Below are 13,800 nucleotides of genomic sequence, written 5' to 3'. Positions count from 1 at the left end.
CGTTGTGCTGCGCGTCATCGGCAAGCGGCTGGCACTGCTGATCCCCACGCTCATCGGCCTGTCGATCCTGCTCTTTATCTGGGTGCGCAGCCTTCCCGGCGGCCCGGCGACTGCGCTGCTCGGCGACCGGGCGACCCCTGAGGCGATCGCCAGGATCAATGAACTGTACGGTTTCGACCGGCCGCTGCTGGAGCAGTACTTCATCTACATAGGCAAGCTGCTGCAGGGGGATTTCGGCGTCTCCACGCTCACCGGGCGGCCGGTGCTGGAGGAACTCGCCACGCGGTTTCCCGCCACTATCGAACTGACGGCCGTGGCACTGGTCTTCGCCGTGGGCCTGGGCATACCGCTCGGCTACCTGGCGGCACGGCACTACGGGCGTCCGCTGGACCACGGCTCCGTGGTCCTAAGCCTGGTCGGCGTCACCGTTCCCGTCTTCTTCCTGGCCTTCATCCTGAAGTACCTCTTCGCCATCCAATGGCAGCTGCTGCCGACCGACGGCCGGCAGGATCCCCGGATCAGCGCCACGCATGTGACGGATTTCTATGTGCTGGACGGCCTCCTGACCCGGGAGTGGGACGCTGCGTGGGACGCGCTCATGCATCTGGTCCTGCCCGGCATTGCCCTGGGCACCATCCCGCTGGCCATCATCGTGCGCATCACGCGCGCCGCGGTGCTGGAGGTCCAGCACTCGGACTACGTCCGGATGGCGCGGGCCAAGGGGCTGCTGGAGCGCACGATCCGCGGGCGCTTCATCCTGCGCAACGCCATGCTGCCCGTGGTCACCACGATCGGGCTGCAGCTGGGCCTGCTCATTTCCGGAGCCGTCCTCACGGAAACGGTCTTCGCCTTCAACGGGATCGGCCGCTTTCTCCGGGACGCCATCTTCAACCTGGACTACCCGGTGCTCCAGGGCTTCATCATTTTCATCGCCGTCATCTACTCGTTGATCAACCTGGCGGTGGACATCTCGTACAGCTTCATCGACCCGAGGGTGCGTGTGCAATGAATACGGACCTGCCGCCGGCCGCCGGCGGAACAGAAACCCCAACAGGCACCGCTCCCCGGCCCGAACCCGGCGGCAGCGGCCTCTGGAAGGACGCCTTCCGGCGGCTGCGGAGGAATCCCGCGGCCATTGCCGGTGCCGTGATTGTCGCCGCGTTCCTGCTGGTGGCGGCGCTGGCTCCGGTGCTGGCTCCGTTCGCGGGCGAGGACCTGCCCGGTCGGACCCAAATCACGCCCACGCATATCCCGGGGCCGGGCGAGCTGCCGCAGTACCCGCTCGGCCTGGACCGCTTCGGGGGCGATGTCCTGAGCAAGCTCATCTGGGGTGCGCAGTCCTCCCTGCTGATCGGTGTAGTCTCCACCGCACTGGGACTGGCCGGCGGCATGCTGCTGGGCATCCTGGCGGGCGGGTTCGGCGGATGGCTGGACAACGTCGTCATGCGCTTCGTGGACATCCTGCTGTCCGTCCCCAGCCTGTTGCTTGCGGTCAGCATCGCTGCGGTCCTGGGCCAGGGCGCCTCCGCGGTGATGATCGCCGTCGGCGTCCCGCAGGTGCCAGTCTTCGCCCGGCTGCTGCGGTCCTCCATGCTGGCCCAGCGCGGAGCCGACTACGTGCTGGCCGCGCAGACGCTGGGGCTGAGCCGGCGCACCATCACCATGAGCCATGTGCTGCCCAACAGCGTGGGTCCGGTCATCGTCCAGGCGACGCTGACCCTGGCCACCGCCGTCATCGATGCGGCCGCGCTGTCCTTCCTGGGACTGGGCGGCGGCAGGCCGGAAACGGCCGAGTGGGGCCGCATGCTCACGTATGCCCAGGACGAACTGGCGGTCGCGCCGCAGCTGGCCTTCCTGCCCGGCATCTGCATCGCCGTCACGGCGCTGGGCTTCACGCTGCTCGGTGAAGCCCTCCGGGAAGCCCTGGACCCGAAGACGCGCGCCCTCTGAATCCGGCCGGCGCTTGAACCTGGCCGGCGCTCGCCGGACGCTGAAGCCGGCACTCAAGCCGGCGGCCACTCAGGAGGCGAGACCGCCGCCGTCGTTAGCCGGGCCCGGGTCCCGCTCCATCTTCAGCGCGTTGCCGGGGATCGAGGACAGCAGCTGCCGCGTATAGGGGTGCCGCGGATTGCGGAACACCTCCTCGGTGCCGGCGGCCTCCACCAGTTCGCCGTCCTTCATCACGCAGACATAGTCGGAGATCAGCCGCACGACGGCCAGATCGTGGGAGATAAACAGATAGCTGAGCCCCAGTTCGGCCTGCAGGTCCCCCAGCAGCTTCAGGATCTGGGCCTGCACCAGCACGTCCAGGGCGGAGACCGGCTCGTCGCACACCAGCAGCTCCGGCTTCAGTGCGAGCGCACGGGCGATGGCCACCCGCTGCCGCTGGCCGCCGGACAGCTCGGCCGGATAGCGGCGCAGCACGGACTGCGGCAGCGCCACCTGGTCCAGCAGTTCCCGTACCCGGGCCGACCGTTCGGCGGGGTTGCCCCGTTTGTAGGTCTTCAGGGGCTCCTCCACGATGCGCTCGATGGTGAACATCGGATTCAGGGAGGAATAGGGATCCTGGAAGACCGGCTGGACCCGCTGCCGGAAGTCCCTGAGCCGGTCTTTCGTCAGCGCGGCAATATCCATCCCGTCGAAAAGCATGGTGCCGCTGGTGGGTTCGATCAGTTTCAGCAGCATGCGCGCCGTGGTCGTCTTGCCGGAACCGGATTCGCCGACGAGCGCAACGGTCTGCCCGCGGGGAATATCCAAGGTGACATTGCGCGCCGCATAGAAATCCTCTGCTTTGCCCCGGATCCGGTACACCTTGGTCAGGTCCCTCAGCTCCACGATGTTGCCGGCAGCCGCCTTTCCGGCCGGGCGCTCCCCTGCAGCCGCGGCGGGGCGCAGCCGCACCGCCGCGACGCTGGGCGCGGCCCGGACCAGGGACTGGGTGTAGGGGTGCTGCGGATCCTTGAGGAGCTGCTGTGCCGGGCCGGCTTCCACGACCCGGCCGCGGTGCATCACCACCACGTCGGACGCCCGCTCCGCGGCCAGGCCCAGGTCGTGGGTAATCAGCAGCACCGAAGTGCCCAGTTCCCGGGTCATCCGTTCCAGCTGGTCGAGGATGGTCCGCTGGACGGTCACGTCCAGCGCGCTGGTGGGCTCATCCGCAATCAGCAGCCGGGGCCGGCAGGCCAAACCGATGGCGATCAACGCACGCTGGCGCATCCCGCCGGAAAATTCGTGCGGATACTGCCGGGCACGTTCGGCGGCGTTGGGCAGTCCGGCCGCCGTCAGGATCTCGACTACTTTCCGGTCCACATTCTTCGAGGTCGCCATGCCATGGACCAGCAGGGTCTCCGCCACCTGCGTGCCGATCCGGGTGACCGGATTCAGGTTCGACATCGGGTCCTGCGGGACCAGGCCTATGGATCGACCGCGGATGGCCCGCATCCTGCTTTCGGGCAGTCCCACGAGTTCCTGCCCATCGAAGCGGATGCTGCCCCTGATGATCCGTCCGTTGCCGGGCAGCAGCCCGATGACGGCCATCGCCGTCGTCGACTTCCCGGATCCCGATTCCCCCACGATGGCCAGGGTCCTGCCTGCGGCGAGGCTCAGGCTGGCGCTTTCGACGGCGGCGACCTCGCCGTACAGGGTACGGAACGTCACGGCAAGATCCGTAACCTCGAGCAGCCCAGGGTCCGGTCCGGTATCCGTCATTGCTCCATCCTGCCCCGGAAACGGGCGAATGTGAGCGGAATCTCAGCGCCTTTTGCCGCATTTTTATCATTTACACTGGGGAGTCGTACCGGCCATGTGAGCAAGACCGGGGATACGCAGATCCGCACGGAGGAGATAGTGGCAGTGAGACGATCCGCCGTGCGGCGCTTTTTCGCGGCAACCGCCGCCGCAGCATCCGCCTTGGCGCTGGCTGCCTGCAGTACCGCCTCGGCAGGAAGTCCTGCCCAATCCGGAAGCCCTGGCTTGTCCGGCGGTGCATCGTCTCCGGCGGGGTCCGCCGCAGCGGCACCCACAGAGACCTTCACCTTCGGCACCGCCGCCGCTCCCGTGGGGCTGGACCCGGCCCTGCGTTCGGATACTGAGTCCTTCCGCATTACCCGGCAGATGCTGGAGGGCCTGGTGGGCGTGGACCCGAACATCAACACCCCGGCCCCGCAGCTGGCCACGTCCTGGGAAGAGACCAATTACGGCCGCAGCTACGTGTTCACGCTGCGGGAGAACGTCCGGTTCCACGACGGCGAGCCCTTCAATTCGGCCGCGGTCTGCGCCAACTTCAACCGCTGGTTCAGCTTCCCCGAGCAGGTGCGCGGCTCCAGTGAAGAACTGGCTTTCAAGTCCGTTTTCGGCGCCTTCGCCGACACCCCCGAAAAGTCCGCCTACAAGAGCTGTGAACCCCAGGGTGAGCACCAGGTACAGATCAACCTGACCACCCGGATGACGGGGTTCATCCCGGCGCTTTCACAGCCGGCCTTCGCCATCTCCTCCCCCAAGGCGCTGGCCGAACAGGCCGCGGACCAACTGACACGGACCCGCAACGGTGTCCGGCTTTCTGCCTATGCCGAGCATCCCGTGGGTACCGGGCCGTTCAGGTTCGGAAGCTGGGAGGGCGATGTGGTGACGCTGACCTCCAATCCCGACTACTGGGGGGACCGCGGCGAGATCCAAACGGTCGTGTTCCGCATGATTCAGCATCCGGATAGCCGGCGGCGTGCCCTGGAAACCGGAGACATCGACGGCTACGATCTGGTCACCGTCTCCAATGTCACGGCACTGGCCCGCAACGGCCGGCAGATCCTGCACCGGGACCCGTACTCCGTGCTGTACCTGGGGATGAACGCGTCCTTCCCCGGCGTGGACAATCTGAAATTCCGCCAGGCGATTTCCCACGCCATTGACAAGGATGCGCTGCTGGACGGCCTGTTCCTGAACGGCACCAAGCCTGCCAACCAGTTCATTCCGCCGAAGCTGGCGGTCACCAGCGAGGACATCCGGAATTCGGGCTACAACCCGGCGCTGGCCAGGGAACTGCTGGCCGAGGCTGGCTACAGCGGGGAACCGCTGCCGTTCTACTACCCGCGCAATGTCACGCGCGCCTACCTGCCCACCCCGGAAAAGGTCTACGCCGAGCTGAGCCGCCAGCTCACGGCCGCCGGTCTGAATATCAAGCCCGTGCCAATCGAATGGTCCGACGGCTACCTGGCCAAGATCCGCAGCGCCGGCGACCGTGCCTTCCACCTCGGCGGCTGGAGCGGCAGCTACCAGGATCCGGACCACTTCATCAGCCCGCTATTCGGCGCGCCCAGCGCGGAGTTCGGCTTTAACGACATTCTGCTGTTCACACGGATCAGCAACGCCCGGTCCCTGCCCGAGGGGCCGGAACGGGTCCAGGCTTACCAGAAGATCAGCACGGCGGTTTCCGAACTGGTGCCCGCGGTTCCGCTGGCCTTCCCCGTCTCCGCAGTGGCCCTGGGCAACCGGGTGGAAAGCTATCCGGCCAGCCCTGTACTCGATGAAGTCCTCAACAAGGTACGGCTGCGCTGACAACGGCGGCCCGCGCCGAGGACCATCGGACCGGCCGGCACAAGAGCCGCGAAACATTTTTTGACCGTGACCCCCTTTACAAACCGCCCGCAATTTTAGTAAGGGCCTTGACACGCGGTACCCTTCTAGGGCTAGCGACCGCGCATCGGGAGAATGAAGTTGACTGCTAATAATTCAAACAACATTGACGTCGTTTTGATCGGTGGAGGCATTATGAGCGCCACGCTCGGTGCCTTCCTCAAGCAGCTCCAGCCGGATTGGAGCATCTCCCTGTTCGAGCGGCTGGACCAGGCCGGCCTGGAGAGCTCCGATCCGTGGAACAACGCCGGCACGGGACACGCTGCGCTCTGCGAACTCAACTACACTCCAGCGGCCAAGGACGGCTCCGTCGATCCCGCCAAGGCGATCGGCATCAACGAGCAGTTCCAGATTTCCCGCCAGTTCTGGTCCCACCTGGTCTCCAACGGGCACATCGGCTCCCCGAAGAACTTCATCAACCCGCTGCCCCACATGAGCTTTGTCTGGGGAGACGCACACTCCGACTACCTGCGCCGCCGCTACGACGCCCTCAAACCCAATACCCTCTTCAAGACCATCGAATTCTCCGAGGACCACGACGAGCTGGCCCAGTGGGCCCCGCTGGTCATGAAGGGCCGTGATGCCGGCCAGCGCGTTGCCGGTTCACGCGTCGTCGGCGGCACCGACGTCGACTTCGGTGCCCTGACCCGCCAGCTCACCAGCTACCTCGCCGCCAACGGCGCCGACCTCAGCTTCAACCACGAGGTGACGGACGTATCCCGCGGCACCGACGGCCGCTGGCAGGTCGAGGTCAAGGACCGCAAGAACGGCGACAAGAAGACCGTGAACGCCAGGTTCGTGTTCATCGGCGGCGGCGGCGGAGCCCTGCACCTGCTGCAGCGCTCCGGCATTCCTGAGGGCAAGGGCTACGCCGGCTTCCCGGTCTCCGGCCAGTTCCTGCGCTGCACCGACGAATCGGTCATCAGCCAGCACAACGCCAAGGTCTACGGCCAGGCATCCGTCGGCGCTCCGCCCATGTCCGTACCCCACCTGGATACCCGCTTCGTCAACGGCAAGCGTTCCCTGCTGTTCGGCCCGTACGGCGGCTTCTCCCCGAAGTTCCTCAAGACCGGCTCCTTCCTGGACCTGCCGCTGTCCGTCCGCCCGTCCAACCTGATTCCGATGCTCGCCGTCGGCAAGGACAACCTGGGCCTGGTCAAGTACCTGGTCTCCGAGGTCCTCAAGAGCCGCGAGGCCAAGAACAACGCCCTGCGCCAGTTCTACCCGGAAGCCGACGGCGGCCCCTGGGAGCTGATCACTGCCGGCCAGCGCGTCCAGGTCATCAAGAAGGACCCGAAGAAGGGCGGTGTGCTGCAGTTCGGCACCGAGGTGATCACCTCCGCGGACGGCAGCATCGGCGCCCTGCTGGGCGCCTCCCCGGGAGCTTCCACCGCTGCCCCGATCATGATCCAGCTGCTCAAGCGCTGCTTCCCGCAGCAGATGACCGGCTGGGAGCCGAAGCTGAAGGAAATGATCCCCGGCTACGGCGTCAAGCTCAATGACAACGAGCAGCTGGCCGATGAGATCCTCGCCGAAACGAACAAGGTTCTCGAACTGAACTGATCCGTACTCGTCAGGGTTCCGGCCACCGCGCCGGAACCCTGACTCGTATCCGCCCCGGGGGAGGCAGGCCATGTTCCGCTTGGCGCGTTTATCACTGGCAAACAGGGCACTCATCGCCCTGATCACCGTTATCGTTGCCGTCTTCGGCGTCATCACCATGGGCTCGCTCAAGCAGGAGCTCATCCCCTCACTCGAATTTCCGCGCGTCACGGTAGTCACGGCCATGCCCGGTGCCTCCCCCGAGGTCCTGGACAAGCAGGTCAGCGAGCCGTTGGAGGGTGCGCTCAATGCGGTGGAGAACCTGGAGTCGTCCCTCGCGACCTCCCGGACCGGCCTGTCCACGATCAGCCTGACCTTCGCCTACGGCACCAACCTGGACCGCGCCCGCAGTCAGGTCGACCGGGCCATCTCCAACTCGCGCGACCTGCTGCCGGACGAGGTTTCACCGCAGTCGGTGACCGGCAGCGTCAACGACATCCCGATCGTCTTCATGGCGGTTTCCTCCGACCTGCCGCTCAGCGAACTGAATACGGAACTGCAGCGGCTGACGGTGCCGCGACTGGAGAAGGTCGACGGCGTCCGCGACGCCGAGGTGACCGGCGGCGCCCGCCAGCACCTGGCCATCCTCCCGGACGGCGCCGCGCTGGCTGCCAACGGCGTCGAAGTTTCCGCCATCGCGGACAGTCTGCGCAACAGCGGCGGCCTGGCACCGGCCGGCACCGTGGAGCAGGACGGGAAGTCGCTCTCCGTGCAGATCGGCTCACCGCTGGACAGTCTGGACAAGGTCCGGAACCTGCCGTTGGAGTCCGGCGCCGGCCCGGCCGACGGCGGCCCCGTCACCATTGGCGACGTCGCCGCCGTCGACATCGCCGAGGACGACCGCATGTCCATCACCCGGACCAACGGCGCCGAAACACTCGCCGTCGCCGTCACCAAGACACCCGAGGGCGACACCGTCGCCATCTCCCATGCCATTAATGCCCTCATCCCCCAGCTCGAGGCGGAGCTGGGATCCGGCGCGAAGTTCACGATGGTCTTCGACCAGGCGCCGTTCATCGAGAAATCGATCGATGATTTGACCACCGAAGGACTGCTGGGACTGGGCTTCGCCGTCCTGGTCATCCTGGTCTTCCTGCTGTCGGCCCGCTCCACGCTCATTACCGCCATCTCCATTCCGCTGTCGCTGCTGGCGACGTTCCTCGGCCTCTACGCCTTCGGCTATTCGCTCAACATCCTCACCCTGGGGGCATTGACCATCGCCATCGGCCGCGTCGTCGATGACTCGATCGTCGTCGTGGAGAACATCAAGCGGCACGTGGGCTACGGCGAAGACAAACGCACGGCGATCCTGACCGCCGTGCGCGAGGTGGCCGGGGCCATTACCGCCTCCACCCTGACCACGGTGGCGGTGTTCCTGCCGATCGCCTTCGTCGGCGAGCTGGCCGGCGAGCTCTTCCGGCCCTTTGCCGTCACAACGGCACTGGCGCTGCTGGCGTCCCTGGCCGTATCGCTGACCATCGTCCCGGTGCTGGCCTACTGGTTCGTCAAACCGGCGGACGGGCGGCTCGATGCGGCCCAGGTACGCACTGCCGCCGAGGCCAAAGAGCAGCGCTCCCGGCTGCAGCGCGGCTACCTGCCGGTGCTCTCCGCGACCCAGAAGCATCCCGTCGCCACGCTGGTTGCCGCCGGCCTCATCCTGGCCGGCACGGGCGCCATGGTGCCGCTGCTGCAGACCAACCTGCTGGGTGATTCCGGCCAGAACAGCTTCAGCCTTCGCCAGGAAATGCCGGCCGGCACCAGCCTCGAAGCCACCGACCGGGCCGCCGCCCGGGTCGAGGAGCTGCTGGCGGACACCGGGGGCATCGAGAACGTCCAGGTCACCATCGGCAACTCCACCGGCGGGCTGGGCCGCTTCTCGTCGGCGGGGGCATCGGTGGCCCAGTTCACCGTCATTACCGAAGCCGGGGTGGACCAGGCTGCCCTCCGGGAGGCGGTCCGTTCCCGGGCGGAAGCCCTCGCGGACGCGGGCACCATCACGCTGGGAACGCAGGGCGGCGGCTTCGGCACGTCCAGATCCATCGGCGTGAACATCTCGGCGAGCAACCCGGATGAACTGCGCGCGGCCTCGGACACCCTGGTCTCGGCGTTCCGGGAGTTGCCCGGCGCAGCCGAGGTCGCCAGCAACCTCTCCGCCTCGGAACCGGTGGTCCGGGTGTCCATCGACCGGGCCAAGGCCGTGGCGGCGGGGCTGAACGAGGAAGAAATCGCCGGGCTGCTGGCCTCCACCATCACTCCGGTGCCCGGCGGCACCGTCCGCTTCGGAACCACCGACTATCCGGTCCTGATCGGCGAGGGCACCGAATTCACCAGCGTGGACCAGCTGCGCGGCGTCATGGTCCCGACCTCCGCCGGGCCCGTGCAGCTGACCGAACTGGCGGCCGTCGAGGAAACCCTTGCCCCCGCCTCGATCACCAGCTCCGGCGGCGAGCGCACCGCCGTCGTCTCCGTCACCCCGGCCGGCGGCGACCTCGGTGCCTTCAGCAACGAAGTCCGGACCACGCTGGACGGCCTGGACCTGCCGCTGAGCGTAACGGCTACCCTGGGCGGAGCGGCCACGGAGCAGGCCGAATCGTTCCGGCAGCTTGGCTGGGCGCTGCTGGCAGCCATCGCCATCGTCTACGTGATCATGGTCGCGACCTTCAAGAGCCTCGTCCAGCCGCTGATCCTGTTGGTTTCCGTCCCGTTTGCCGCCACCGGCGCCATCGCGCTGCTGGTGGTCACCGGGATACCGCTGGGCCTGCCGTCACTGATCGGCATGCTGATGCTGGTCGGCATTGTGGTCACCAACGCGATCGTCCTCATCGACCTGATCAACCAGTACCGCCGCCCGCACGACGGCGGTCCCGGCCTGGGCGTGGCGGCTGCCATCACGCACGGGGCCAGGCAGCGGCTGCGCCCGATCCTGATGACGGCACTGGCCACAGTCTTCGCGCTGACTCCGATGGCCCTGGGCCTGACCGGCCAGGGCGGCTTCATCTCGCAGCCGCTCGCCGTCGTCGTCATCGGCGGCCTGGTTTCCTCCACCGCACTGACGCTCGTGTTGGTGCCGGTGCTCTACCGGCTGGTCGAGGGACGGCGCGAGGCGCGCGCCCTGCGGAAGGACCTGCGGGGAATGGACTCCGGCGGCGGACCGGCGGCTCAGCCGGAAGCGGCGGTGGCCGCGCAGCGGTGAGTCAGTAGGCGAGGCCGAAGATCCTATCATCGGACCTATCGTCCGGCCACCTTGCCGTCGGGTTTGCCGTCCGCAGTACGGGCCTGTTCCAGCAGCGACGCATCCGCATACAGCCCGTGGGTGTAGAGCTCCAGGAGCGGGAGGGCCAGCCGCTCCAGCAGTTCCGGCGACAGTCCGTCCGGACCGGTGCCCAGGCAGCGGCCCAGGTGCCGCCCCATGGCCAGCGGCACCAGCCCGTAGGCGGCCACCATGACTGCCAGCGCGTCGACGTCGGAACTGGGCCTGATCCGGCCGCTGGCGATGCCATCACGGAGTTGGGTCCGCGTGGATTGAACGAACAGGTCGAAGAGGTGGTCGCCCACCTCGGTTCCGTCGTGCAGCATGCGGGCCAGGTACGTCATTTCCGGCCGGTACCGGTCCACGGCGCGCAGTGCCTCCTCGAGCCGCCCGGCCGCCCCGCCGTCGGAAGCGTCCGTTGGCCCGCCCAAGATGGTTTCGGCGACGTAATCGTCGCAGGCGAGCCGCAGCCCCTCCTTCGAACCGAAGTAGTGGATGACCAGCCCTGGACTGACACCGGCGGCCTCCGCCACCGCGCGCACGCTCGCCTTGGCGAATCCGGCTTCGCCGAACAGTACGACGGCGGCATCCCGGATCCGTGCCTTGGCTGCTGGATCCGCCTGATCCGGCTTTGAACGCATGTTCAAGATTCTAGGCCCCTGCCTTGGGGGCAGCAACGGTTCCACCGGCGGCTGCGGCGTCCTCGCCGGGATTGCGCAGATGCTGTTGTGCGGTGCGGGACGGGCCTATGATGCTTTCAGCGGAGCAGGCGGCGGTCAGCGGAGAAGTTCCCCGCACCGGGAACATTTCCCATCCGGCACCAGTTATGCAGTATAATAGATGCAAAAGCATACAATTTTCCGGGCTGCGGCCCGCAGGCCCGCTGAGGAAGGCTCACATGCAGATCGGCGTATTTTCAGTCACGGACATCACCCGGGACCCCACCACCGGCCGGATGCCCACCGAACACGAGCGCATCAAGGCGGCGGTGGCGATCGCGAAGAAGGCCGAAGAGATCGGGATGGATGTCTACGCCACCGGCGAGCACCACAACCCGCCCTTCTACGCCAGCTCCCCCACCACCCTGCTGGGCTACATCGCCGCGCAGACCGAGCGGCTCATCCTCTCCACCGCCACGACGCTGATCACCACCAATGACCCGGTGAAGATCGCCGAGGACTTCGCTATGCTCCAGCATGTCGCGGACGGCCGGGTGGACCTGGTCCTGGGCCGCGGCAACACCGCCCCGGTCTACCCCTGGTTCGGCAAGAACATCCAGGACAGCGTCGAACTGACGGTGGAGAACTACCAGCTGCTGCGCATGCTGTGGGACAACGAGGTGGTCAACTGGCAGGGCAAGCACCGCACGCCGCTGCACAACTTCACCTCCACCCCGCGCCCGCTCGACGGCGTCGCCCCCTTCGTCTGGCACGGATCCATCCGCACCCCGCAGGTGGCCGAGATCGCCGCCTACTTCGGCGACGGCTTCTTCGCCAACAACATCTTCTGGCCCAAGGAGCACTACATGCAGCTCATCGGCCTCTACCGCGAACGCTACGAACACTACGGCCACGGTTCGGCGGACCAGGCGATCGTCGGGCTGGGCGGCCAGTTCTTCATGCGGAAGAACTCCCAGGACGCTGTGCGCGAATTCCGCCCCTACTTCGACAACGCGCCGGTCTACGGCGGCGGCCCGTCCATGGAGGACTTCACCGCCCAGACCCCGCTGACCGTGGGCAGCCCGCAGGAGGTCATCGAGAAGACCCTCACCTTCCAGGAATACTTCGGCGACTACCAGCGCCAGCTCTTTTTGATCGACCACGCCGGCCTGCCGCTGAAGACCGTGCTGGAACAGCTGGACCTGTTCGGCGAGTATGTCCTGCCCACCCTGCGCGCCGAATTTGCCGCCCGCAAACCCGCCCACGTGCCGGACGCCCCGACCCACGCGTCCCGCGTCGCCGCGCTCGGCGGCCCCAAGGTCGCCGCAGCCGCCGGCGTAACCGACGACGTCACCGGGAGCTGAGCGCCGTGCCGTCCGATGCTGACCGCCGGCGCAGGAAGCTGACGGCCGAAACCTGGGAATCCCTGTTCCGGGCCCAGGTGGGTGTGATGCGCCGCCTGCAGGCGGCACCGGTGTTCAAGCAGCTGAGCCTGCGTGAGTATGACGTCCTGTTCAACCTCACGCGCTGTCCGGAGGGCTGGCTGCGGCTCAATGAGCTCAACGAGCATGTGCTGATCAGCCAGCCGAGCCTCAGCCGCATGGTGGAACGGCTCGAGGCCAAGGGCCTGGTCCAGCGCAGGCCTGCTCCCGACGACGCCCGCGGCGTGCTGATCGGCCTGACCGACGAGGGCCGCAGGACGCAGCGCGTCATGGGCCGCAGCCATGTGGAGGATATCGTCGAACTGGTCGGGCCGGCGCTGACGGATGAGGAGATGGCGCAGCTCAAGGCCCTGACGGACAAACTGCTCAACAACCTGCCGCCCCGTACCGGAGGGTAGGTGGTCCGGAGGGTAGGCGGTCCGGAAGCTAAGAGCTCAGGGAGCCACGGTCAGTGAGGTGATCATCCGCTGGATGGTCTGGAACTCCGGGGTCAGTGAGTACTCCTGGGCCTCGGCAATGGTATTGAAGGCCTTCAGCGGCTCCACCGGGTCCGCCGGCGCCGGAGCCGTGGCCTGCAGCACGTCGCCGAACATGTAGCCGTTGACCGGCGCGGGCCCCTCCACCACGTTGTACAGCCGGCAGGCGCGGTTGTCCGGGCCGTTGACCAGGTTGGTGATCCCGTAGGAACCAAAGAACCGGTACCCCTGCAGTACCCGGAAGACGAAGCGGGGTTCCACGTGCACTCCAGGCTGATCCCCTACCGCGGGGAGCTCCATGGGAACGCTGGACAGGACCGTATAGGGCAGCGCACCCGCGGCATCACACCCGCGGTCCAGGCCCTGGATTCCGGTGCGCAGCTCCGCAAGCACGGCGCCTTCGCCGTTCTTCACCTGAAGCGCCACGGCACCTTCGGCCGTGCCCTCCGCCGGGGGTACGGCCTGGACAATCCACGCTTCGGGCAGTTCGAAGGCGACCAGGTTCGACGGGTCGCTGTACCTTTTCCAGCCCGGGCTGGAGCCGGTTGACGTGGTTCCGGGGTCGCTGGCCGGCGGGGCGGCTGCAGTGCCGGTCCCGGAATCCGCAGCGCCCGGAACTGCTTCTGTGGCCGGGTCCGTGGCCTGCGGAGCCTGGCCTCCGGTGCAGCCGGTCAGAAGCAGTATCCCGGCGGCCACCGCCGCCGGCGCAACGCACCGAAGCTTCATCTCAGGACCGCCCCTCC

10 protein-coding genes are annotated in these 13,800 nt (G+C 67.2%); 7 read left to right on the top strand and 3 right to left on the bottom strand.

The features are described 5' to 3' along the window. Positions 1 to 4: 4 nt before the first annotated feature. Together AC5RWU_RS08620 and AC5RWU_RS08615 are read left to right on the top strand one after the other, a co-directional pair. Positions 5 to 1,009, top strand: coding sequence for an ABC transporter permease (locus tag AC5RWU_RS08620; protein ID WP_494030546.1), 1,005 nt, complete (start codon positions 5 to 7; stop codon positions 1,007 to 1,009). Then, a complete protein-coding gene (locus AC5RWU_RS08615) occupies positions 1,006 to 1,950 on the top strand; it encodes an ABC transporter permease (RefSeq protein WP_494030545.1) in 945 nt (314 codons plus the stop codon). The genes AC5RWU_RS08620 and AC5RWU_RS08615 overlap by 4 nt, the downstream gene beginning before the upstream one ends. 69 nt (positions 1,951 to 2,019) lie before the next feature. Here AC5RWU_RS08615 and AC5RWU_RS08610 read toward each other — a convergent pair whose 3' ends face one another. Next, positions 2,020 to 3,708 (bottom strand): ABC transporter ATP-binding protein, encoded by a 1,689-nt coding sequence (locus AC5RWU_RS08610; RefSeq protein WP_494030544.1) that lies wholly within the window; start codon positions 3,706 to 3,708, stop codon positions 2,020 to 2,022. Positions 3,709 to 3,852: 144 nt separating this feature from the next. On the opposite strand from AC5RWU_RS08610, the gene AC5RWU_RS08605 reads away from it, so the two are divergent. From AC5RWU_RS08605 to AC5RWU_RS08595, 3 genes are all read left to right on the top strand, one after another. Further along, entirely contained in the window at positions 3,853 to 5,550 is a 1,698-nt protein-coding gene (locus AC5RWU_RS08605) for an ABC transporter substrate-binding protein (RefSeq protein WP_494030543.1), read from the top strand. 213 nt (positions 5,551 to 5,763) lie between these two features. Beyond that, the gene (locus tag AC5RWU_RS08600) at positions 5,764 to 7,191 is read left to right on the top strand and encodes a malate:quinone oxidoreductase (protein WP_494030542.1); all 1,428 of its coding nucleotides are present in this window, start codon (positions 5,764 to 5,766) and stop codon (positions 7,189 to 7,191) included. Positions 7,192 to 7,261: 70 nt separating this feature from the next. Beyond that, positions 7,262 to 10,423, top strand: a complete 3,162-nt coding sequence (locus tag AC5RWU_RS08595) for an efflux RND transporter permease subunit (protein WP_494030541.1) — start codon at positions 7,262 to 7,264, stop codon at positions 10,421 to 10,423. 35 nt (positions 10,424 to 10,458) lie between these two features. Here AC5RWU_RS08595 and AC5RWU_RS08590 read toward each other — a convergent pair whose 3' ends face one another. Continuing rightward, positions 10,459 to 11,121: a TetR/AcrR family transcriptional regulator gene (locus tag AC5RWU_RS08590; protein ID WP_494030540.1), complete on the bottom strand. Its 663-nt coding sequence runs from the start codon at positions 11,119 to 11,121 to the stop codon at positions 10,459 to 10,461. 257 nt (positions 11,122 to 11,378) lie between these two features. Here AC5RWU_RS08590 and AC5RWU_RS08585 point away from each other — a divergent pair, with 257 nt between their 5' ends. Together AC5RWU_RS08585 and AC5RWU_RS08580 are read left to right on the top strand one after the other, a co-directional pair. Beyond that, a complete protein-coding gene (locus tag AC5RWU_RS08585; RefSeq protein WP_494030539.1) occupies positions 11,379 to 12,503 on the top strand; it encodes an LLM class flavin-dependent oxidoreductase in 1,125 nt (374 codons plus the stop codon). A gap of 86 nt (positions 12,504 to 12,589) precedes the next feature. After that, positions 12,590 to 12,979, top strand: coding sequence for a MarR family winged helix-turn-helix transcriptional regulator (locus AC5RWU_RS08580; RefSeq protein ID WP_494030610.1), 390 nt, complete (start codon positions 12,590 to 12,592; stop codon positions 12,977 to 12,979). Positions 12,980 to 13,015: 36 nt separating this feature from the next. Here AC5RWU_RS08580 and AC5RWU_RS08575 read toward each other — a convergent pair whose 3' ends face one another. After that, complete coding sequence (locus AC5RWU_RS08575; protein ID WP_494030538.1) at positions 13,016 to 13,783, bottom strand: hypothetical protein; 768 nt, start codon at positions 13,781 to 13,783, stop codon at positions 13,016 to 13,018. Positions 13,784 to 13,800 lie beyond the last annotated feature (17 nt).

The organism is Arthrobacter sp. B0427-1-12 (assembly GCF_059092905.1).
This window is presented reverse-complemented; position numbering and strand designations above follow the sequence as displayed.